The organism is Pseudomonas sp. 50_B (assembly GCF_017491625.1).
Classification (GTDB): Bacteria; Pseudomonadota; Gammaproteobacteria; order Pseudomonadales; family Pseudomonadaceae; genus Aquipseudomonas; species Aquipseudomonas danubii.
In genome coordinates, this window is record NZ_JAFGYX010000034.1 from 21,741 (window position 1) to 43,527 (window position 21,787).

Annotated in this window: 22 protein-coding genes; 7 read left to right on the forward strand and 15 right to left on the reverse strand. The window is 66.3% G+C overall.

The window, feature by feature from the left end; all coding sequences use genetic code 11:
* The first annotated feature begins 164 nt into the window (after positions 1-164).
* A complete protein-coding gene (locus J5M73_RS29200; protein WP_102864137.1) occupies positions 165-335 on the forward strand; it encodes a metallothionein in 171 nt (56 codons plus the stop codon).
* A gap of 46 nt (positions 336-381) precedes the next feature.
* On the opposite strand, the gene J5M73_RS29205 is transcribed toward J5M73_RS29200, so the two are convergent.
* The 3 genes from J5M73_RS29205 to J5M73_RS29215 form a co-directional block, all read right to left on the reverse strand.
* Complete coding sequence (locus tag J5M73_RS29205) at positions 382-609, reverse strand: DUF6555 family protein (RefSeq protein WP_011060569.1); 228 nt, start codon at positions 607-609, stop codon at positions 382-384.
* A 141-nt stretch (positions 610-750) separates the two neighbouring features.
* The gene (locus J5M73_RS29210) at positions 751-1,779 is read right to left on the reverse strand and encodes a purine nucleoside permease (RefSeq protein WP_207816791.1); all 1,029 of its coding nucleotides are present in this window, start codon (positions 1,777-1,779) and stop codon (positions 751-753) included.
* Positions 1,780-1,887: 108 nt separating this feature from the next.
* Positions 1,888-2,835 (reverse strand): nucleoside-specific channel-forming protein Tsx, encoded by a 948-nt coding sequence (locus J5M73_RS29215; RefSeq protein ID WP_102864139.1) that lies wholly within the window; start codon positions 2,833-2,835, stop codon positions 1,888-1,890.
* 366 nt (positions 2,836-3,201) lie between these two features.
* Here J5M73_RS29215 and kynU point away from each other — a divergent pair, with 366 nt between their 5' ends.
* The 3 genes from kynU to J5M73_RS29230 all read left to right on the forward strand — a co-directional run bounded on the left by kynU (position 3,202) and on the right by J5M73_RS29230 (position 7,377).
* Positions 3,202-4,446: a kynureninase gene (gene kynU / locus J5M73_RS29220; protein WP_102864140.1), complete on the forward strand. Its 1,245-nt coding sequence runs from the start codon at positions 3,202-3,204 to the stop codon at positions 4,444-4,446.
* 31 nt (positions 4,447-4,477) lie between these two features.
* Complete coding sequence (locus tag J5M73_RS29225; RefSeq protein ID WP_060843131.1) at positions 4,478-5,893, forward strand: amino acid permease; 1,416 nt, start codon at positions 4,478-4,480, stop codon at positions 5,891-5,893.
* A 152-nt stretch (positions 5,894-6,045) separates the two neighbouring features.
* Positions 6,046-7,377: an OprD family porin gene (locus J5M73_RS29230; RefSeq protein ID WP_102864141.1), complete on the forward strand. Its 1,332-nt coding sequence runs from the start codon at positions 6,046-6,048 to the stop codon at positions 7,375-7,377.
* An 83-nt stretch (positions 7,378-7,460) separates the two neighbouring features.
* On the opposite strand, the gene J5M73_RS29235 is transcribed toward J5M73_RS29230, so the two are convergent.
* The 10 genes from J5M73_RS29235 to J5M73_RS29280 form a co-directional block, all read right to left on the reverse strand.
* The gene (locus J5M73_RS29235; protein ID WP_102864142.1) at positions 7,461-8,813 is read right to left on the reverse strand and encodes an MFS transporter; all 1,353 of its coding nucleotides are present in this window, start codon (positions 8,811-8,813) and stop codon (positions 7,461-7,463) included.
* A 102-nt stretch (positions 8,814-8,915) separates the two neighbouring features.
* Positions 8,916-9,905: an amidohydrolase family protein gene (locus J5M73_RS29240; RefSeq protein WP_102864143.1), complete on the reverse strand. Its 990-nt coding sequence runs from the start codon at positions 9,903-9,905 to the stop codon at positions 8,916-8,918.
* Positions 9,902-10,474 carry a 3-hydroxyanthranilate 3,4-dioxygenase gene (locus J5M73_RS29245; RefSeq protein ID WP_207816793.1) on the reverse strand — a complete coding sequence of 191 codons (573 nt, stop codon included), beginning with the start codon at positions 10,472-10,474 and terminating at the stop codon, positions 9,902-9,904. Before J5M73_RS29245 ends, J5M73_RS29240 begins: the two co-directional genes overlap by 4 nt.
* A 2-nt stretch (positions 10,475-10,476) precedes the next feature.
* Positions 10,477-10,911, reverse strand: coding sequence for a RidA family protein (locus J5M73_RS29250; protein WP_060838599.1), 435 nt, complete (start codon positions 10,909-10,911; stop codon positions 10,477-10,479).
* Positions 10,908-11,699, reverse strand: coding sequence for a fumarylacetoacetate hydrolase family protein (locus J5M73_RS29255; RefSeq protein WP_102864145.1), 792 nt, complete (start codon positions 11,697-11,699; stop codon positions 10,908-10,910). Before J5M73_RS29255 ends, J5M73_RS29250 begins: the two co-directional genes overlap by 4 nt.
* On the reverse strand, positions 11,696-12,730 hold the full coding sequence (gene dmpG / locus J5M73_RS29260; RefSeq protein ID WP_102864146.1) for a 4-hydroxy-2-oxovalerate aldolase: 1,035 nt from the start codon (positions 12,728-12,730) through the stop codon (positions 11,696-11,698). Before dmpG ends, J5M73_RS29255 begins: the two co-directional genes overlap by 4 nt.
* A 12-nt stretch (positions 12,731-12,742) precedes the next feature.
* Entirely contained in the window at positions 12,743-13,681 is a 939-nt protein-coding gene (locus J5M73_RS29265; protein WP_102864147.1) for an acetaldehyde dehydrogenase (acetylating), read from the reverse strand.
* Positions 13,682-13,694: 13 nt separating this feature from the next.
* A complete protein-coding gene (locus J5M73_RS29270; RefSeq protein ID WP_102864148.1) occupies positions 13,695-14,507 on the reverse strand; it encodes a fumarylacetoacetate hydrolase family protein in 813 nt (270 codons plus the stop codon).
* Between the two features lie 13 nt (positions 14,508-14,520).
* A complete protein-coding gene (locus J5M73_RS29275; protein WP_102864149.1) occupies positions 14,521-15,981 on the reverse strand; it encodes a 2-hydroxymuconic semialdehyde dehydrogenase in 1,461 nt (486 codons plus the stop codon).
* Between the two features lie 96 nt (positions 15,982-16,077).
* Positions 16,078-17,049: a LysR substrate-binding domain-containing protein gene (locus J5M73_RS29280; RefSeq protein WP_102864150.1), complete on the reverse strand. Its 972-nt coding sequence runs from the start codon at positions 17,047-17,049 to the stop codon at positions 16,078-16,080.
* A 214-nt stretch (positions 17,050-17,263) separates the two neighbouring features.
* On the opposite strand from J5M73_RS29280, the gene J5M73_RS29285 reads away from it, so the two are divergent.
* The 3 genes from J5M73_RS29285 to mnmH are packed head-to-tail and all read left to right on the forward strand — an operon-like array spanning position 17,264 to position 19,803.
* Complete coding sequence (locus J5M73_RS29285; RefSeq protein WP_102864151.1) at positions 17,264-17,629, forward strand: nuclear transport factor 2 family protein; 366 nt, start codon at positions 17,264-17,266, stop codon at positions 17,627-17,629.
* 45 nt (positions 17,630-17,674) lie between these two features.
* On the forward strand, positions 17,675-18,709 hold the full coding sequence (gene selD, locus J5M73_RS29290) for a selenide, water dikinase SelD (protein ID WP_060838607.1): 1,035 nt from the start codon (positions 17,675-17,677) through the stop codon (positions 18,707-18,709).
* Complete coding sequence (mnmH, locus tag J5M73_RS29295; RefSeq protein WP_102864152.1) at positions 18,709-19,803, forward strand: tRNA 2-selenouridine(34) synthase MnmH; 1,095 nt, start codon at positions 18,709-18,711, stop codon at positions 19,801-19,803. Before selD ends, mnmH begins: the two co-directional genes overlap by 1 nt.
* A gap of 58 nt (positions 19,804-19,861) precedes the next feature.
* On the opposite strand, the gene J5M73_RS29300 is transcribed toward mnmH, so the two are convergent.
* Together J5M73_RS29300 and J5M73_RS29305 are read right to left on the reverse strand one after the other, a co-directional pair.
* Positions 19,862-20,203, reverse strand: a complete 342-nt coding sequence (locus J5M73_RS29300) for a DUF3077 domain-containing protein (RefSeq protein ID WP_060838609.1) — start codon at positions 20,201-20,203, stop codon at positions 19,862-19,864.
* A 398-nt stretch (positions 20,204-20,601) separates the two neighbouring features.
* Positions 20,602-21,657 (reverse strand): permease, encoded by a 1,056-nt coding sequence (locus J5M73_RS29305; protein WP_102864153.1) that lies wholly within the window; start codon positions 21,655-21,657, stop codon positions 20,602-20,604.
* Positions 21,658-21,787: the final 130 nt, after the last annotated feature.

Here is a 21,787-nt window from a genome sequence, read left to right on the forward strand (position 1 = left end):
TCGGTCCATGCGGGCGCTGGCCGAATCACTTTAGTCGCTGTTGGCGTGGCGGGGGGGCTGGGTTGGCCTAGTCTTTGGAGGGCTCGTACCGTGCAGTGGCTGCCGTTGTCTGAGGTGGCGCGGTGATCGAGTCCCCTGAAAGACTGATAAAAAGGAACCCTGCCATGTCCAATGAAACCTGCGCCTGTCCGGCCTGCACCTGCAAGCTGGGGCCCCATGCGATTGTCCGTCACGGCAAGCACTACTGCTGTCAGGCTTGCGCCGATCATCACGCTCATGGTGAGCCTTGTGCTTCCACCCAAGGGTGCAAATGCGCCCAAGGCGCCCACGGCTGAAGAGCGCAAACGGGTGGGGCTGCGGCCCCACCCGTTTGCGGCGGGCCTAGACCGAAGGCCGCCAGGTGACATTCTCGATACCGAACTTTTCCGCCATGGGCTTGCTGGTCTTCTTCACCCGTTCCCGGCCGAAACGGCCGATGCGGCCCACTCCCGCATCACAGCTTGCCCAGTGCCAGGCCTCGGCGTTGTCCATCTTTTCCTGGCGGATGATGAAGGACTTGGGAGCGCCGTGAAGGGTGTATTCGATGACGAAGAGTTTTGCGTTGTTCATAAAGCCTCTGTTCCTCCCTGTGATCCTTGAGTGATCCCCCGCAGGCGCAAAAATTCACTTTGATTGGCCGACTCTGGCGCCAACGGTCATGGCCCTGAGCGCGCCTTCGTCGGCACGCCGGTTCCTGCGGGTTGCCACGGATCAGGCGTCGGGGACGCCTGTTTCCCAGGTCGACCAGTTGTTGAGAATGTCCTGCACCAGCGGATTGCCGGCCCGGTAGAGGTTCTCCAGGGCCGGGACAAAGCCGCCCTGGTCGGCGTACTTGAGCAGGTTGTCCACTTCACTGGCCCCCGGCGCCGGGCGGTCGAAATCGGAACCGGCGCGCAGCACCGCCAGGCGCTGGATGTCCACCAGACCCTCGCGGCTGGCCCGCAGCAAGGCTTCGTAGGTGGAGTTGTCTTCCTGCTGGGTGGTGCAGTAGGTGCCCTTGTTGTCGGTCAGCAGGCGGGTCCAGACTTCGGCCCGTTCGCTCAGGCGAGTGCCGGAGAACCAGGTGTTGCCCGCCAGGGTGTCGCAGCGGGTCACCACCGGCGGCTGGTTGGCCGGGGCCTTGGGGTATTTCAGGCGCCAGGCCGCCGATTCCTGGCTCTCGCTCAAGGTCACCCGCTGGCTCAGGGCGAAGGCCTTGGCCTGAAGCTTGGGGTTCAGCTCGAAGACTTCGGTCTTGTAGTCCAGAGGCGGTTTTTCGTTGGGGCCCTTGGTGTTGATCCCCAGGTAGCCGGTGGGCCAGTCCTTGGGCGCGTCCCGGGAGTCGAGTTCCCACTGGGTGCCGAACTCCACCAGGTAATGAGCCCAGGCGGCGGTGCCGAGGGTGCCGTGGTGCGGGCTGATGCCGGCGATCCCGGCAATCAGGAAATAGCTTTTGCGCAGGTCGAACTTCGGCGACAGGGCCAGGGCCAGGGTCGACGCCGCGGCATTGGTCTGGCCCATGCCGGTGGTCAACAGGCACACGTCCCGGTCATTGCAGCGAATGCTCGGATACTCCGCCGCCAGCCCCGGCACGCGAATCTCGCGCTTGAGCTCCAGGCGCTCGATCCAGTGCTGCGCTTCCGGCGCGAACATGCTGATCAGCACCACCTTGGGCTTGATCGGTGCCTCGGTGGCCCAGGCGCCGCCTGCCAGCACAGCCCCCAGTCCCAATACCCACGAAACCTTTGTAATCCCACGCATACAACCTCCATGACTGCCGTTAACCGGCGCTTATCCTGCCTGGTCCAGGTTGCAACTCATCGCAACCGTTCTTGTCTTGCCGTTTGCCGCTCGAAGCTTGCCATTGCTCTAGAACTGATAGCCGACCCCGGCGTAATAGCCCCAGCCATTGGAGCGGGCACGGAACTCGCCGTCGCCGAAATTCAGCACGCTGCCATCCTCCCAGTTGCCGCCGTTGTGGAAGTAGCGGCCCACCAGGGTGAAGCGCAGGTGAGTGAAGGCGTACAGCAGCACGTTGGTGGCCACCGTGGCATTGGCGGTGCGCGCCGGGTTGTCCTTGTGCAGGTCGGAGCCGAAATCGAAATTGGTGAAACCGATGTAGGTCAGCGAGGCGCCGTTGCTGTAGCTGTCGATGGGCACGATGTATTTGAGCTGGGCGCGGTAGCCGTCCCAGGAATACTCGTTGCTGGCGCCGTAGTTTTCCCACTGGTAGCGGCCATAGAAGTTGGCCGAGAGGTTGACCCGCGAATGGGTGTCGATGTCGGTGCCCAGGCCGCTGTACAGGGTGTTGGCGCGGTTGGCGGTGCGGCTGCCGTGGTCGTAGATCCAGTCGAAGGCCACATACCACTCCTTGATCGGACCGATGGCCAGGCTGCGACCGGCCAGGTAATCGATGGAGATCCGCGGTTCGTGCTCCATGAACAGCGGCGAGCCGTGGTCCCAGATGCCTTTGTCGTGGCTGTTGCCGATGTCGAGGATCTTCGGCAGGTCGATGTAGCCGTACAGCTCGAAGGGGCCCTTGCGCCCGAAGTATTCGTACTCCAGGTAGATGTCGTCCGCCGGGCGCGGGCCGAAGCTGATGTCCTTGCTGCCGATCAGCATCAGGTCCTGGTTGTACCAGTCGGAAAGGTAGGCGCCCTGTTTCGCGGATTGCACATCGGCGCTCAGGCTTTCGCCCTGGGCTGACGCGTCCGGCGCGGGGGATTGGGCCAGCGTGGCGTGACTGAGTAGACCCGTAACGCCGGCCAGCCCGAGGGAAACAGCCCATTGGCCATGACGGGGGAAGCGGTTGTGCATGGAAAGTCCCTGTTCGTGCGGTGTGAAGTCCCTGATGTCCGTTCGCGCGCGTGGCGGTGGCGAACACCCACAAATTTGCAACTCGCAAACGTTTGCACATGGCGTACCAACTTGAAATAGCCTTCGCAAATAAAAGCTGCAATCAATCGTCGACAGAGCTTTTGCGCCAGCGCTGTTGTGGCTGCGGCGCAACCGAGCGGCCCGCCGATGGAGGGCAGGCGGTGAGCGGGGTTGGGTATTACCAGCGGGAATATAAAGGGCCGCCTTTTCTATTATCCAGTAATGACGGCGCTGGCTAGCATCCGGACTCGCTGGTGGCCGTTTGCTGCGACCCCGGCGCCCAATCATCGATACCGAGGGATCGTCATGAGCCGTTCCGCGCCCTGTACCCGGGAGCAGATCCAGCAGTTGGATCAGTCAGACCCGTTGGCCTTCTGTCGCCAGCGTTTTACCTTGCCGCAACACAAGATCTACCTCGACGGCAACTCCCTGGGGGCCATGCCGGCCCATGTTCCGGCGCGCCTGGAGCAGGTGCTCAAGGTGGAGTGGGCCGAGGGCCTGATCAACTCTTGGAACGACGCCGACTGGTACCCCGCGCCGCAGCGCACCGGGGCCCGCGTCGCCGGGCTGATCGGGGCCCAGGGGCACGAAGTGATAGTGGCCGACTCCACCTCGATCAACCTGTTCAAGGTGCTGGTGGCGGCCTTGCGCATGCAGCCGTCGCGCCGGGTGATCCTGGCGGAGAACGGCAACTTTCCCACCGATGTGTACATCGCCCAGGGCGTCGCGGAGCTGACCGGCTGCCGGCTGCAGTGCGTCGACCCGGAGCAGATCCTCGACGCCCTCAGCGACCAGGTGGCGATCCTCTCCCTGACCCACGTCAACTACAAGACCGGCCGCCGCTACGACATGGCGGCGATCACCGCGCGGGCCCACGAGCTGGGGGTGCTGGTGGTCTGGGACCTGTGCCACTCGGCCGGGGCCATGCCGGTGGAGCTGAACGCGGCCGGTGCGGACTTTGCCGTGGGCTGCGGCTACAAGTACCTCAATGGCGGCCCTGGCGCGCCGGCCTTCGTGTTTGTCGCCGAGCGTCACATCGCCCAAGTGCGCCAGCCGCTGACCGGTTGGCACGGACACGCCAGCCCCTTTGATTTCAGCCATGACTACCAGCCGCACCCGAGCCTCGACCGGATGCTGGTGGGCACCGCGCCCCAGTTGGGTGTGCTGGCCCTGGAAGCGGCGCTGGAGGTGTTCGACGGCGTCGACCTGCAGGCCTTGCGCAGCAAGAGCCTGGCCTTGTCCGAGCTGTTCATCCGCCTGTGTGACGAGCAACTGGCCGGGTTGGGCGTGCAGTTGCAGACCCCGCGCGATGCCGAGCAGCGCGGCAGCCAGGTGTCGCTGAGCCACCCCCAGGCCTACCCGGTGATGCAGGCCCTGATCGCCCGGGGCATCGTCGGCGACTTCCGCGCGCCGGACCTCCTGCGTTTCGGTTTTGCCCCGCTGTACAACCGCTTTGAAGACATCTGGACCTGCGTCGACGCACTGCGCGACATCCTCGTCAGCGAGGAGTGGAACCAGCCGCAGTTCCTGGCCCGCAAAGCGGTGACCTGAACCCAGTGCCCAGCCTTGGAGCAAGAGTGTCATGACAAAAACAATACGCACCTTCAAACAAGTGGCAGACCGTGAACAAGGACTCAAGCAAAGCCTGAGCAGTGGCCAGCTGTCGATGATCGCCATCGGCGGGGCCATCGGCACCGGGCTGTTCCTGGGCAGCAGTTTCGCCATCGGCTTTGCCGGCCCCAGCGTGCTGGTGAGCTACGCCATCGGCGCGGTGATCGCGCTGCTGCTGATGGGCTGTCTGGCGGAAATGACCGTGCGCCATCCGACGTCCGGCTCGTTCGGTTCATTCGCCGAATTCTATGTGGCGCCCTGGTTCGGCTTTGCCATCCGCTACGCCTACTGGGCTTCCATCGTGTTTGCCGTGGGCACGGAAATCACCGCGGCGGCGATGTACATGAAGTACTGGTACCCGGACGTCCCCGGCGGTTACTGGATGCTGGGTTTCTCCCTGGCGCTGATCCTGGCCAACGCCTTCAGCGTCAAGGTGTTCGGCGGCATCGAGTATGTGTTCTCGCTGCTCAAGCTGTGCGCCATCCTGGTGTTCATCCTGCTCGGGGCCTGGGTGGTGTACGGCGCGGCGCCCGGCTCGGGCATCGGTTTTGCCAACTACAGCAACGACGGCGGCTTCTTTCCCCATGGCGCCTGGGGCACCTGGGTGGCGGTGATCGTGGCCTTCTTCAGTTACTTGAGCATCGAGATGATCGCCGTGGCCGCGGGCGAGGCCAAGGACCCGGAACGTGCGGTGACCCGGGCCTTTCGCATCACCGTGGTGCGCCTGGTGGTGTTCTACCTGCTGACCATCGCCCTGGTCCTGGCCATTGTGCCCTGGAGCCGCAACACCGGCGGTGAAAGCCCCTTCGTCATGGTCATGGCGGCCACCGGCATTCCCTATGCCGGCGGGGTGATCAACGCGGTGATCCTGGTGGCGGCGCTGTCGGCGATGAATAGCCAGCTGTACATCACCACGCGCCTGATGTTCAGCCTGTCCCGGGCTGGCCAGGCGCCGGCGCTGTTCGGGCGCCTGAGCCGCAACGGCGTACCCCTGGCGGCGCTGCTGCTGTCGTCCCTGGGGATTGCCCTGGCCACCTTGTTGTACCTGGCCTACGCCGACCAGGCCTTCACCCTGATGATGTCGATCGCCATGTTCGGCGCCATGTTCACCTGGGCCGGGATCTTCCTCACCCACCTGTTCTTTCGTCGGCAACAGGGCCCCGAACCCCTGGCGTTCAAGCTCTGGGGTTACCCCTGGACCAGCCTGGGAGGGCTGTTGCTGATGCTGGCGGTGATGATCACCACGCTGTTCACCGAGCAGTTCTTCCTGACCCTGGTCTGCGGGCTGCCGTTCCTGGCGCTGATCCTGCTCATCTACTACCTGCGCTTTCGCGGCAAGCGCCCGCTGGACGCCGCGGCGCCCAAGCCGCTGCCGATCCAACCCTGAGTCCCGGACCACCCCGTTCGCGGGAGCCGTCTGGTCGGCGAAGCGGTCCGTGTGATCGCCTTCGCCGGCTTGCCGGCACCTACGGGACCTTTGGGCCCCTGCCGATCCCTGTCGCCACTTCTACAAAAACAATAATCCACAAGGGTTTTGCCATGTCTGACGTAATGCGCCGTTCACCGCTTTTGCTGTTGCCGCTGTTGGGTTGCCTGCCCTGGACCGTCCACGGGGCCGAGGAGGAGCCGGCCGGTTTCATCGAGGACAGCCATCTGCGCATCCAAGCCCGCAACTACTACCTCAACCGCAGCGTCCAGGACGGCCGTGCCGACCGCAAGGACTGGACCCAGGGCTTTATCGGCCGCTTCGAATCCGGGTTCACCCAGGGCACGGTCGGCGTCGGCGTGGATGCCTTCGCCACTCTCGGGCTCAAGCTGGATGCCTCCGGGGGCAAGACCGGCACCTACAACCTGCCGATCCACGACAACGGCAAGCCGGCGGACCAATACGCCAAGGCCGGTGCCGCGCTGAAACTGAAAGTCTCCGAAAGCGTGCTGCGTTTCGGCGAGCAGTCGGTGGACACCCCGGTGTTCGCCGTCGGCCACAACCGCCTGATCCCGGAAACCGCCACCGGCTTTGCCCTGGACAGCCAGGAACTGGACCAGCTCACGCTGCAGGCCGGGCATTTCACCTCGGCCACCGGCCACGTCACCACCAACAGCAACGGCGACCTCTGGGCCTTCTATGCTGGCGTCACCACACCCTCGGTGGATTACCTGGGCGGCCAGTACCGGTTCACGCCTGACTGGGGCGCCAGCTTCTATGCGGCGCGTTTCGCCGACATCTGGAACCAGTACTACGCCAACCTCAATGGCCGTACCGACCTGGGGCAGGGCCAGCAGGCCGGTTTCGACCTGAACCTCTACCGCACCCTCGACACCGGCCGGGCCAGAGCCGGAGCCATCGACAACACCACCCTGGGTGCCTCGGTGTTCTATGGCCTGGGCGCCCATCGCCTGACCCTGGCGCTGCAGAACGTCGACGGCAACACCCCGTTCGACTACCTGGGGGTGGGCGACCTGGACCGCAACGGCCGCAATGGCCGCGACCAGGGCGCTTCGATCTACCTGCCCAACTCGGTGCAGTACTCGGACTTCAACGGCCCCAACGAACGCTCCTGGCAACTGCGCTACGACCTGTCGCTGGCCGGCTACGGCATGCCCGGCTGGAACCTGATGACCCGCTACCTGCGCGGCTCCGGCATCGACGGCACGCACACTCCGGCAGGCAGCGCCTACGCCGGGATGTATGGCCGGGATGGCGTGCACCGCGAGATCAACTTCGAAGCGCGCTATGTGGTGCAGAACGGTCCGCTGAAAGACCTGAGCTTTCGCCTGCGCCAGACCTGGCACCGGGCCAACGTGGCTCAGGGCGAGGGCAATATCGATGAGTTCCGGCTGATTACCGATTACCCGATCGATCTCTTCTGAATCGACCCGGCCTGACAGCAGCGAGCCGCGCCCCCCGAAGAAGGCGCGGCTCGCTGCTATTGGACGATAACCTCGGCTTGGGCTCAGTCCTGTTCCATGGCCTTGCTCGCCGGTATTGCGGCCGAATGCCCCAGACGCTTCATCCAGCCCAGGGCCAATCCCGCCAGCAGCACCGGCACGGCGATCCAGGCGAAAAATTGCTGCAGGCCGCCGGCCTGGGCGAACAGCCAGCCACCGAGCAGCGAGCCGATGATCGAGCCGGCACGACCCGCCGCCAGGGCCCAGGCCACGCCGGTGGCCCGGGAGGCGGTGGGGTAGAGGGTGGCGGCCACCACGCTGAGGTTGTTCAGGGTGCCGGTGAGGCTGAAGCCGGCCAGGAACACGATGGCCAGGGTGCCGGCGGCGCTGTGCAGTTGGCTGCCGGTGAGGGCCAGGGCGCAGGCGGCGATCAGGCACAGCCAGGGCAGGATGCGCAGGGCGCCGATGCGGTCCATCAGCAGGGCCATGGCGATGCCGCCGAGTACGCCGCCAAAGGGGATCATGGCGCTGATCCGTGCCGCGCCGCCGGTGTCGTAGCCGCTGGCGCGCAGCACCGTGGGCAGCCAGTTGGTCAGCAGGTAGAACACGAACAGGCAGCAGAAGAACGTCAGCCACAGCAGCAGGGTGCGGGCCAGTTGGCCGGGGCTGAACAACGCTGAAAGCGGCGAGCGTGCGCCGGTCTCGCCGCTATCGCCCACCAGTCGTACCCGTTCCCAGTCGGACTGGCCGCTGATGCGGGTAACGATGCGGCGCAAGGTGGCAGTGTGGCGCGGGCTGTTGGCCATGAAGCACACCGACTCCGGCAGCGCCAGGTACAGCACCGGCAAGAGCAGCAGGGGCGCCAGGCCGCCGATCAGCAGCAGGCCCTGCCAGCCTACCCGGGGCAGCAGTTCGCCGGCCACCGCGCCCCCCAGGGCCAGGCCCAGGGTGAAGCCGGAATAGCTCAGGGTCACCAGCAGCATGCGCCGCCGTGCCGGGGAGTATTCCGAGCTGAGGGTGATGCAGTTGGGCAGCACGCCGCCCAGGCCGATGCCGGTGACAAAGCGCAGCAGGCTCAGCACTTCGATGTTGGGCGAGAGGGCCGAAGCCAGGGTGCCCAGGCCGAAGATCGCCACGCAGGTCAGCAGCACGGCCTTGCGTCCATGGCGATCGGCCAGGGGACCGAAGCAGAAGCTGCCCAGGAGCATGCCGAACAACCCGGCGCCAAAGGCCGGGGCCAGTTGTGCCCGCTCGATGTTCCAGTGCTGGATCAGCTCCGGGGCGATGTAGCCGATGGCGGCCGTGTCGAAACCGTCCAGCAGCACGATCAGGAAGCACAGCAATAGCACCCGCATTTGCAGGGGTGACAATGGACTGCGGTCGATGAGCTCGCTCAGGTGTTGCGTTCGCTCGTACATGGGTGGCTCCTTATAGGTTTTGTTCGAGGCGGGCATGGGGTGCCCGCCGGATGACCACGGTGACGGGTGCAGCGAGGGGGATGAGGGGCTGAGTGCGGGCACTCAGTACAGGTTGAAGAAGTCCTGGGCGTTGCTGCCGAGCAGGCGTGCCTTGTCGGCTTCGGCCAGGGTCGGGTGGTCGGCGATGCCGCTGCCGATGCGCTGTTCGCCGAGGGGGAAGGGCGAGTCCGAACCCAGCATCACCCGTTCACTGCCCATCACTTCCACCAGCAGTTTCAGGGCGCCGGGGTCGAACACCGCCGAGTCGACAAAGAAGCGCTTGACGTAGCTGGACGGCAACTGCGGGCAGTCTTCGCGGACGATGTCGCGGTGACGCCAGGCGTTGTCCACCCGGCCCAGGAGAAAGGCGAAGCCGCCACCGCCGTGGGCGAAGCAGATGCGCAGGGATTCGGGCAGCCGCTCGAAGGCTCCGGAGAGGATCAGCGACAGAATCCCCAGCTGGGTTTCCGCCGGCATCGCCACCAGCCACGGCAGCATCCATTTGCGCATGCGCTCGCCGCCCATCATGTCCCAGGGGTGCACCAGCACCGGGATCTGGTTACGGGCGCAGTGATCGAGAAAGGTCACCAGATGATCGTGGTCCAGGTCGTGATTGCCCACGTGGTTGCCGATCTGCACGCCGACGTGGCCGATGGCCTGGGCCCGGCTGGCTTCGGCGCAGGCGGCGTCCAGGTTCTGCAGTGGCACTTGGGCCAGGACCTTGAGCCGGCGTTCGTGGCCGGCGGTCATGGCCATGGCCCGATCGTTCATCAACTGGGCCCAGGGCAGGGCCCGTTCGATGGGCGCGTCGTAGGCGAACATCACCGGCGTGGCGCACATGATCTGCAGGTCCAGGCCTTGCTCGTCCAGGTGCTCGACACGTCGCGTCGGGTCCCAGAGCACGTCGTGCACCGGACGAAAGGCTTTGTCGCCGACCATGATCTGGCCCCGGGCGCCGTCCTTGTGCAGCCAGGGCGCGCGCACCGGGTCCAGGCGTGCGGCCTCGGCCTGGCTGATGTCGGGGAAGAAGTGCGAATGCATGTCGATTTTCATAAGGGGGTCGCCGCCTTGAGGGTGTGGTGCCAGGTCTGCCAGTCGCGGCCCTGATGGATTTCGCCGCAGCCGCTGCAACGCCGCTGCTCCTGGCTGGTGGCGTAGAACTGTTCGTAGACCGGCGGCAGGTCGTTGACGATGCTCTGCAGCTGCATTTCATAGCGTTGGATCAGCGTGCCGCAGCGGGCGCAAGACCATTGCAGGGCGTCCAGCAGGCCCACGGGCCGCTGGCGCTCCACCACCAGGCACAGGCTGCCGGGCTCTGGGCGTTGCGGGGAATGGATGACGTGGGGCGCCATCAGGTAGATGTCGCCCTCGCGCAGGTCGATGCGTTCGTAGCGGCCGCGGTCCCAGATGTTCAGGTAGGCATTGCCCTTGAACTGATAGAAGAACTCTTCCATGGGGTCGTCGTGAAAGTCGGTGCGCTGGTTGGGGCCGCCGACCACGGTGACCATGAAGTCGGCGTCCTGCCACACCTGACAGTTGCCCACCGGCGGTTGCAGCAGATGGGCATGTTCATCCAGCCAACGGTTGAAGTTCAGCGGCGCGCTGTAGTGGTGCTTGTCCATTGTTATTGTTCTCGGCGATTGAGCGGGGCGTAGGCCACCGCCTTGATTTCGATGCGCAGGTGCGGGTGTGGCAACTGATGCACGGCCACGGTGGTGCGGGTCGGGCCCTGTTCGTCGAAGTACTCGGCGTAGACCTGGTTGTAGGGGCCGAAATCGTTCATATCCACCAGGAAGGCGCTGATGTCCACCAGGTCCTGCAGCCCGGCGTTTTCGCTGGCGAGGATATCGCGGATGTTCTCGATCACCGCCCGGGTCTGGGCGCGAATGTCCAGGCAGGTGGTGCCCAGCTCGTCCACTTCGACGCCGTCGAAGCTGTTGTCCGGACGCCGCGAGCTGGTGCCGGAGATGAACAGCAGGTCGCCGGCACGCTTGATATGGGGGAAGCGGCCCCGGGGCTTGGCCTTGCCCGGCACCAGGGTGGCGCGATTGACGGTCATGAGCCTTCTCCCTGTGCCTGGCTGGTGCAGGTGAAGGCGCATTCGCCGTAGCCATTGATCTCCACCGACAGCTGCGCGCCGGGTGTCAGGGCTACGGCGGCGGTGGCGGCGCCGGCCATGATCAGGCTGCCGGCGGGCAGGCTGATCTCGGCCCGGGCCAGCAGTTGCGAGGCGTGCACCAGGCTGCGCAGCGGATGGCCGAGGATCGCCGCAGTCGAACCGGCCTCCACCAGGGCACCGTCCAGGCGCATCAGCACCCCGGCGTTGGCCAGGGCGGAAAAGTCCCGTGACCAGGGGCCAACCACCAGCCCGGCCGAGGAGCAGTTGTCCGCCACCACGTCTTCCAGGCTGAATTTGAACGCCTCGTAGCGCGAGTCGATGATCTCGATGGCCGGGGCCACGGCCTCCAGGTAGTCGACGGCTTCGAGCTGGGTCAGTGGCCGGTCGATGGCGCGCCGGGTGAGAAAGCACAGCTCCGGTTCGGCCCGGGGGTGGATGTAGCGATCCAGGTTCAGCAGGCCGCCGTCCTCTTCCAGCATGGCGTCGGTGAGCCAACCCCAGATCAGGCTGTCGACGCCCATCTGCAGCATCTTGGCGCGGCTGGTGAAGCCCAGCTTGAGGCCGATCATGCGTTCGCCATCGGCGTAGCGGTGGGCCATGGAAGCGCGCTGGATCTGGTAGGCCTGCTCCAGGTTGAAAGGCGTGTGCCGACTGAACTGGGGCAGGGCGCGAGCGTTGCGCGCGGCCTGATCCAGGGCGCTGGCAATGGGGGCAAGATCGAGGTTCATGGGCGGGACTCCCGGGCAGCGAGCAGGTCGAGGGCGACGTCGACGATCATGTCTTCCTGGCCACCGACCATGCGCCGGCGGCCGAGCTCGATCAGGATGTCGACGGTTTTCAGGTCGTACTTGTGGGCGGCCAGTTCGGCGTGGCGCAGGAAGCTGGAGTAGACCCCGGCGTAGCCCAGGGCCAGGGTTTCGCGGTCGACCCGCACCGGCCGGTCTTGCAGCGGGCGCACCAGGTCGTCGGCGGCGTCCATCAGGCGATAGAGGTCGGTGCCGTGGTTCCAGCCCAGCTTGTCGGCGGCGGCGATGAACACTTCCAGCGGCGCATTGCCGGCCCCGGCGCCCATGCCGGCGAGGCTGGCGTCGATGCGCTGGCAGCCTTCTTCCACCGCCACCAGGGAGTTGGCCACCCCCAGGCCGAGGTTGTGGTGGGCGTGCATGCCGGTGGCGGTGTCCGGCTTGAGCACGGCCTTCAGCGCCCTGAAGCGCAGGCGGATGTCCTGCATGTTCATCGCGCCGCCGGAGTCCACCACGTAGATGCAGGTGGCGCCGTAGCTTTCCATTTTCTGCGCCTGGACGGCGAGATTTTCCGGGCTGGTCATGTGGCTCATCATCAGAAAACCCACGGTGTCCATGCCCAGCTCCCGGGCGCATTCGATGTGCTGGCGCGAGACATCGGCCTCGGTGCAATGGGTGGCCACCCGCACCACTCGGGCACCGGCCCGGTAGGCGGCCTTGAGGTCATGCACGGTGCCGATGCCGGGCAGCAGCAGGGTGGCGATGCGCGCGTGTTCGAGCACATCGGCCGCGGCTTCGATCCATTCCAGATCGGTGTGGGCGCCGAAGCCGTAGTTGAAGCTGGAGCCCTGCAGGCCGTCGCCGTGGGCCACTTCGATGCTGTCGACCCGGGCCGCGTCCAGGGCCCGGGCGATGGCCTGGACCTGATCCAGGCTGTACTGGTGGCGGATGGCGTGCATGCCGTCACGCAGGGTCACGTCGGAAATGTAGAGCTTGTTGCCGGGGTTGAAAGTCATGGCGAAGCTCCTTCAGCGGTTGAGCAGCGACTGGGCCATGCGCTCGGCGGTGGCCAGCGCGGCGCAGGTCATGATGTCGAGGTTGCCGGCGTAGGCGGGCAGGTAATGGGCGGCGCCTTCGACCTCCAGGAACACCGAGGTCTTGAGCCCGCAAAAACGCCCCAGGCCCGGGATCAGCAGCGGCGCCGAGGCCGGGATCGGCTCGAACTGCACCTGCTGCTTGAGCCGGTAGCCGGGCACATAGGCCTGCACCGCCGCGGCCATCTCGGCGATGGAGGCGGCGACCTCCCGCTGATCGGCGGCGGCCGACAGCATCAGCACCGTGTCGCGCATGATCAGCGGCGGTTCGGCCGGGTTCATGACGATGATCGCCTTGCCCCGGGTGGCGCCGCCGAGGGTTTCGATGGCGTGGCGGGTGGTTTCGGTGAACTCGTCGATATTGGCCCGGGTGCCGGGGCCGGCGGACTTGCTGGCAATCGAGGCGACGATCTCGGCGTAGTGCACCTGGGCCACCCGCGACACCGCGGCCACCATGGGAATGGTCGCCTGGCCGCCGCAGGTGACCATGTTCAGGTTGAGGCTGTTCAGGTGTTGCTCCAGGTTGACCACCGGAATGCAGTAGGGGCCGATGGCCGCCGGGGTCAGGTCGATCAGGCGGATGCCCGGCTTGGCCTGGCGCAGCAGCGCCTCATGGTGCCGGTGGGCGCTGGCCGAAGTGGCGTCGAAAACGATGTCGATGGCGGCGAACTCGGGCATGCGCAGCAGGCCTTCGACGCCTTCGTGGGTGGTGGCCACGCCCAGGCGCCGGGCCCGCTCCAGGCCGTCGGAGGCCGGGTCGATGCCGACCATGGCGCTGAGGCTCAGGTGCTGCCCCTGGCGGAGGATTTTCAGCATCAGGTCGGTGCCGATATTGCCCGAGCCGATGATCGCGGCCTTGAGGGTTGGGTTCATGAGTGACTCCGGTTCATTGGGTTCTGGCGAAACTGGCGCTGACGCTGCCCAGGCCCTGGATGTGTGCGCTGAAGCGATCTCCCGGTTGCACCGCGACCATGGGCCCGAGGGCGCCGGTCAGAAGGATGTCGCCAGCCCGCAGCGGCGTGCCCAGGCGGGCCAGGGTGTCGGCCAGCCACAGGGCGGCGTTCAGCGGGTTGCCCAGGCAGGCGGCGCCGGCGCCCACCGACACCGGCTCGCCACCACGGGTCAGGCTCATGCCGCAGCGCACCAGGTCCAGCTGTTGCAATGGCACCGGCCGGCTGCCGAGCACGAACAGCCCGCTGGAGGCGTTGTCGGCGATGGTGTCGCTCAGTTGGATGTCCCACTGGGCGATGCGGCTGCCGACAATCTCGATGGCCGGCAGGGCGAAGGCCGTGGCGCGGATCAGGTCGGCCAGGGTGTGCCGCTCGTGGGGCAGGTCGCGTTCCAGCACCAGGGCGATCTCGGCCTCGACCTTGGGCTGGCAGGTGTCGCTCCAGGCGATGGGCTGGTCGTCGCCGCGGGCCATGTCGGCGAACAGCTGGCCGAAGTCCGGCTGCTCCACCCCCAGCTGCCGTTGCACGGCGTGGGAGGTCAGGCCGATCTTGTGGCCCACCGGGCGGCGTCCGGCATCCGTGGCCGCCAGGTTGTTGTAGCGCTGCACCTGGTAGGCCAGGTCGGCCAGTGAGCTGTGGGGTTGTGCGGCCCGGGCCTGGGCGATCAGCTCGCGCACCGGGGCGCAGGGCTGGCCGTTGAGCTGGGCCTGGCGCAGCTGGTGCGCCGCTTCAATCAGGTCTGCATGCATGTCGGGGTGCCCCTCAAGGGTTGACGCAGATGGTGGTGATCTCGGAGTAGAAATCCAGGGAATGGCGGCCGCCTTCGCGCCCCACGCCCGAAAGCCTTGTGCCGCCGAACGGCGTGCGCAGGTCACGCAGGAACCAGGTGTTGACCCAGACCATGCCCACACGGAAGCGCCGCGACAGCTGATGGGCGCGCTTCAGATCGCGGGTCCACAGGGCCGTGGCCAGGCCATAGGCGCTGTCGTTGACCCGGCGCAGCACTTCGTCCTCGGTGTCGAACGGGGCGATGTGGCAGACCGGGCCGAACACCTCTTCGCGCAGGCAGCGGGCGTGGTCCGGCAGGTCAGTCCAGATCGTCGGCTGGACGTAGGCGCCCTGGTCCCGGGCATCGCCGAACTGCGGAATGCCGCCGCCGCTGACCAGGGTCGCGCCTTCCTCCAGGGCCAGTTGGAAGTAGCCCAGGACCTTGTCCCGGTGCTTGTGGGAAATCAGCGAGCCCATGTTCACCCCGTCTTCATCGGGGTAGCCGATCTTCAACTGTTCGGCGCCGGCCTTGAGGGCGGCGACGAAGCGCTGGTAGATCGGCCGTTCGACGTAGACCCGCTCCGAGCACAGGCACACCTGGCCCGAGTTGGTGAAGCTGGAGCGCAGCACCCCGGCCACCGCGGCGTCGAAATCGCAGTCGGCGAACACCACCGCGGCGTTCTTGCCGCCCAGCTCGAAGGACACCTCGCGCACGCCTTCGGCGGCGGCTTTCATGATGGTGGCGCCGGTACGGGACTCACCGGTGAAGGTGATGGCGTCGACCTCGTGATGGGCGGTGAGGAATTCCCCGGCCGAATTCGGCCCGAAGCCGTGCAGCAGATTGAACACGCCGGCCGGCACCCCGGCGTCGCGCATCACTTCGGCCAGCAGGGTGGCGCTGGAGGGGGTGTCTTCGGAGGGCTTGACCACCACTGAGTTGCCGCAGGCCAGGGCCGGGGCGACTTTCCAGGTGAGCAGCAGCAATGGCAGGTTCCACGGCGAGATGATTGCCACCACGCCGTGGGGCTTGCGCACGCTGTAGCTGAACACGTCATTGCCGTCGGCGCCGCGCATCTCGAAGATCTCCCCGCCGGACTGGCGCAGCAGCTCGGCGAAGGTGCGGAAATTGTGCACCGCGCGGGCCACGTCCAGGGTGCGCGCCTGCTGCACCGGGCGCCCGGTGTCGGCGACTTCGGCGGCGACGAACGCCTCGAAACGGGCCTCGATACCTTCGGCAATCCGCAGCAGCAGGTCGGCGCGCTGGCTGGCGCTGTAAGCGGCCCAGGGGCCGGACTGCGCCGCCTTGGCCGCCGCCACGGCGCGGTCCACCAGGGGCCGGTCGGCCTCGCAGACCTGGCTCAGCACACGGCCGTCGACCGGGGAGACATTGGCAAAGGTCGCGGGGCTGGCGACGAACTCGCCGTCGATGAAATGACGCAGCAGGACTGTGGACACTTGAACCTCCGAAACATGGGTTTCGGGGCGAGTGTAGGAAGGCCTGGTATTAGTGAATAATCAAAGATCGGCCGCTAACTATTAACAATTGGAATATCAGGACACAGCCTGGATCGGCGCTTGCCCGTTGGCGGTCTCTGCCCGGGCCAGGTCCAGGCATTCGCGAAACAGCCGGGCCGCCGGACCCAGATGGCGCTGGGCGGCGTAGAAGCAACCGATGTCGCCGAACTGCAGCGGCGTCCCCAGATCGAACGCCTGGAGCATGCCGGCCTGGATGAACTGCAACGAGGCCTCGTAGGGCATCAGGGCCACGGTGCGCTGATCCTGCATCAGGGTGATGTTGGTGAGGATCGACAGCGACTCGGCAACATTGTCCGGCGTCGATAGACCGTTGTCGGCGAACAGCCGGTCGGCGGTGCGCCGCAGCAGCGAGTCGCGGGTCGGCAGCACCCAGGGGTAGGCGTGCAGATGTGCCAGGCTGACCGGCGTCTGCTGGTGCAGCGGGTGATGGACGCCGGCGACGATGCTCAGGTCCTCGCGATACAGCACGTCGACTTCCAGCGACTCGCTGCGCCGGTGCCAGTCGTCCGGCACCCGGCCCACCACCAGATCCACATCGCCCACCGCCAGCGCCGGAAACAGCTGGTCCATCTGCCCGACCCGCAATGACACCAGCACCCCCGGCGCGCGCTGCTTGAGCAACTGGATGGCCCGGGGCAGCAGCGAGGTCGAGGCCGAGATCAGGGTGCCGACCATCACCTGCCCCGAGGTGCCTTCCTGGAAGGCGTTGACCTCATCGGTCAGGGCGCGCAGTTCTGCCAGCAGCGACTTGGCCCGTTGCACCACCACCTGGCCCAGCTCGGTGGCGGTCACCCCGCGGTTGCTGCGCACCAGCAACGGCGCTTCGAAGTAGGACTCCAGCTCGTGAATGATCTTGGTCACCGCCGGCTGAGTCAGGTTCAGCGCCTGGGAGGCGCGCACCAGCGAGCCGCTTTGCAGCACCTGCTCGAACACCACCAACTGGTGGAACTTGAGCTTGCGGGCGATGGACTGGGTAGTGAATTTCATGGCGGACTCCTTCAGCGTCTTGCCCGGGCCTCGGCTGAGGGGCGGGGTGGCGCTTTTGTTGGGGTGAGGACAAGCGTGCCCCGGGCAGGGCGCTGCAAGCCTAACCAAAGCCCGGCCCATTTGCTTGGTTCATGCGCTACCGCAGGTGTCCGGTCTTGAGAGGCTGGGCGCGGATGCTAGAGTGCGCCACTGATCCGCCGCCTCGGGAGTGACCATGGAATTGTCCGACCACCTGCTGATGCTCGAACGCCAGTTGCAACAAGCCGAAGTGCGCGCCGATCGCCAGGCGCTGGAGGCCTTGCTGGCCGACGACTTTCTCGAGTTCGGCGCCAGCGGCGGACGCTGGAACAAGGCCCAGGTGCTGCAAAGCCTGCCCCAGCAGGACTTCATCGAGCGCAGCATCAGCGAGTTCTCGTTGCAGCCTCTGGCGGCCGATCTGGCCCAGGTCACCTACCTGTGCCATAACGCCGCAGCCGGCGGGCGCGCGGCCGGCAGCGCCTGGCGCAGTTCGCTGTGGCGCTGCCGCGAAGGGCGCTGGCAGATGCTGTTCCACCAGGGCACGCCCCGGCCCGGGGCCTGACCCCCTCTGCTAGAATCCTGCGTCCCGAACTTGACGAGGTGCCCCATGAGCGAGCCGATTCGCCTGACCCAGTACAGCCACGGAGCCGGCTGCGGCTGCAAGATTTCCCCCCAGGTACTGGAGGTGATCCTGGCCGGCAGCGGGGCGCAGAACCTCGACCCCAAGCTGTGGGTCGGCAACGCTTCGCGCGATGACGCGGCGGTCTACGCCATCGACGAAGAGCGCGGCGTGGTCTCCACCACCGACTTTTTCATGCCCATCGTCGACGACCCCTTCGACTTCGGCCGCATCGCCGCCACCAACGCCATCAGCGACATCTACGCCATGGGCGGCGACCCGCTGATGGCCATCGCCATTCTTGGCTGGCCGGTGAACGTGCTGGCCCCGGAAATCGCCCGGGAAGTGATCCGCGGCGGCCGCGCCGTGTGCGACGCGGCGGGCATTCCCCTGGCGGGCGGCCATTCCATCGACGCACCGGAGCCGATCTTCGGCCTGGCGGTGACCGGGCTGGTGGAAAAGCGCTTCATGAAACGCAACGACACCGCCACCGCCGGCTGCCTGCTGTACCTGACCAAGCCCCTGGGGATCGGCGTGCTCACCACCGCCGAGAAAAAGGGCAAGCTGCGCGACGCCGACATCGGTCTGGCCCGCGACTGGATGTGCACCCTGAACAAGCCCGGCAGCCGTTTCGGCAAGCTCGAAGGGGTGACCGCGATGACCGACGTCACCGGTTTCGGCCTGCTCGGGCACCTGGTGGAAATGGCCGATGGCAGCGGCCTCACCGCACAGATTCACTACGACCGCGTACCGCGCCTGCCCGGGGTCGAGTACTACCTGGACCAGGGCTGCGTGCCCGGCGGCACCTTGCGCAACTACAGCAGCTACGCCGAGAAGATTGGCCGGGTCCAGGAGCTGCACAAGCGCGTGCTCTGCGACCCGCAGACCAGCGGCGGCCTGCTGGTGGCGGTGACGCCTGAAGGCAATGCCGAGTTCCTCGCCCTGGCGGCGGAGCTGGGCCTGGAACTGGCGCCCATCGGTGAACTGGTGGAGCGACAGAGCCACGCGGTCGAGGTGTTCTGATGCCTCTGGACTGCACCGACTACCGCGAGATCTTCCTCAACGACCGGCCGATGATGGACACCCGGGCGCCGATCGAATTCACCAAGGGCGCCTTTCCCGGGGTGCTCAACCTGCCGCTGATGACCGACCAGGAACGCCAGCGGGTCGGCACCTGCTACAAGCAGCAGGGCCAGCAGGCGGCGATTGTCCTGGGCCATCAGCTGGTGTCCGGCGACATCAAGCAACAGCGCGTCCAGGCCTGGGCCGATTTCGCCCGGGCCCACCCCAACGGCCTGCTGTACTGCTTCCGTGGCGGCCTGCGCTCGCAGATCGTCCAGCAGTGGCTCAGGGAAGCGGGCATTGACTACCCGCGGGTCGGCGGCGGCTACAAGGCCATGCGGACCTTCCTTCTGGACACCACCGAGCAGGCGTTGCAGCAGTGCGATTTTGTCCTGTTGGGGGGCATGACCGGCACCGGCAAGACCGAAGTGCTGGGCCAGCTGGATAACGCCCTGGACCTGGAAGGCCACGCCAACCACCGCGGCTCCAGCTTCGGCCGCCGCGCCACCGGGCAGCCGAGCAACATCGACTTCGAAAACCGCCTGGCGGTGGACCTGCTGAAAAAGCGTGAGCGCGGCGTGCAGAGCTTTGTCCTGGAAGACGAGAACCGCATGATCGGCAGCTGCGCCTTGCCGCTGCCGCTGTACCAGAGCATGCAGGGCCTGCCCATGGTCTGGCTGGAAGACCGCCTCGACAGCCGGGTACAGCGCATCCTTGACGATTACGTGGTCAACCTCAGCGCCGAGTTCGTGGCCGTGCATGGCGAGGAAGGGTTTGCCCTGTTTGCCGAACGCCTGCTGGAGAGCCTGAACAAGATCCACAAGCGCCTGGGGGGCGAGCGTCACCAGCGCCTGTTCCTGCTGATGGAAGCCGCGCTGGCGGAACAGGCCCGCAGCGGCGATGTGGAGCTGCACCGGGCCTGGATCGAAGGCCTGCTCGGCGAATACTACGACCCGATGTACGCCTACCAACGCGAGAGCAAGGGCGCGCGGATCGAGTTCAGCGGCGACCACGGCGCGGTGCTCGATTACCTGCGCCAGCGCCAGTCGCGCTAGCGCTAGCGCTCAATGATCCGCGCGCTCGCAGCACCTGAGCGCGCGGTGTGCGCGGGCGTCAGCCGGCAGGGCGTGGACGGTCGAGCAAGGCCTCGACCACGGCCCGGGCCATTTCCACGGAATGCACCATGGACCAGATCAGGCCACGCTCGATACCGCTGGCGCGCTCGGTGATTTCATCGGACACCTCCTCGGCGCACTTGAGCAGCAGGGCGACGTGCCTCAAGGCCTGTTCGGCGTTGACCCCGGCTTGCACGCTGAACAGGGCATTGCCCTGGGCATCGCGCAGGCCGAACGGGCGTGCCTGGGTCGGTTTCAGTGCGGCGAGCAGGTTGGCGTTGGCGCGATCCAGCTCGGGATCGCGCAGGGGGCGGGGTGGATCGGGGACGAGCTTTTTCATTGGGGTACCTACGACTCTAAGGTTAAGTAGAGCCGCCGGTCTCGCTTCCACACGAGAGGGTGGCAGCCGTGCGTGGGTGTGGAAGACCGGGGAGTCTTTTGGTACCCAAAACCCGGCGCACCCGAAGGTGCCCCACGCATGGCCGCCATAACACCTACCCGCGGGCGCAAAGCGTCGGCGGGCGCGTTGAAGCGTTGTACCTATGACCCTTCCGGACTTCCACATCCGAGCCGCTGATGGTGCAGCGACCGGGGGAGACTGCCTGACGAACACCCAGGGCACAAGCCGCTCAAAGGCGTTGGCGATTCTCTCGGACAAGCCTTACAAAACAAAGCGAAAACTCTGGTTTCGGGAGCGGCATTCCCTGATCAATGTGTTTCAAGACGATAACCAGGGCTCTACAACAACACCGCACCAATCAATCCGCAGACAATCCCCACCAGCATGGTCAGCACGGCCACGGTCACCAGTACCCGGGCATCGAAATCCTTACGCAACATCAGCAGCGACGGCAGGCTGATGCTCGGCAGAGTCATTAACAGCGCCACCGCCGGACCGGTGCCCAAACCCAGGGTCATCATGGTCTGGACGATGGGAATCTCCGCCGCGGTGGGGATCACGAACAGGGTGCCGGCAATCGCCAGGGGCACCAGCCACCACAGGCTGTCGCCCATGGCGCCGTCAATGTGCGGGAACAGCCAGACCCGCGCCGCGCCCAACACCAGTACCGCCAGCACATAGATCGGAATGGTGCTCCAGAACAGTTGCCACAGGGTCTTGCCCCAGCGGCTGAGGAACGGCTGCTCGTTCACCGTGCTGGCCTCCACCACCGCATCCACCGCGGCTTCCGGCAGTTGCTCGGGGCCGGCGACCCGCTGCGCCACCAGGGACACGCCGAGCACCAGGACGATGCCCGCCACCAGGCGCAGGGCGGAAAACCCCCAGCCCAAAACAAAGCCCATGAACACCAGGGTCGCCGGGTTGAGCACCGGGTTGGCGATCCAGAACGCCAGGGCCGCGCCCACCGAAACCTTCTGCCGCCGCAGCCCGGCGGCCACCGGTGCGGCGCAGCAGGAACACATCATGCCCGGCAAGGCGAACAGCCCGCCGCGCAGGGTCGAGCCGAAACCGGCGCGGCCGAACAGGCGCAGCAGCCAGTCCCTTGGAATCAGCACCTGCAACAGGGAACCTAAGATCACCGCCAGTACCGCAGCCTTCCAGATGGCCAGGAAGTACACCTGGGAATAGGCCAGGGCGGCGCTCCAGGGCGAGCTTTGCTGATCGTTGAGGATCGACGCGCCGATGCTGTGGCTGTCGGCGGCGACAAAGGCCTTGAGGTAGTAGGGCGACCACTTCACGTAATACAGGCCGATGGCGGCCACCAGCAGGAACAGCAGGGGTTTGCACCAGAACGCCCAGCCGCGGGTGGGCTGGGTGGAGGCGAGGTTGGACATGAAGGGAATTCCGCACAAGACAATAAGCGCGAATTGTAGCCGCTGGCGCCGGTGCGCCGCGAACCGATCTCGCCCGGCATTGGACTGTAGCCGCTGCCGAGCGTCAGCGAGGCTGCGCGAAGGCCCGCAG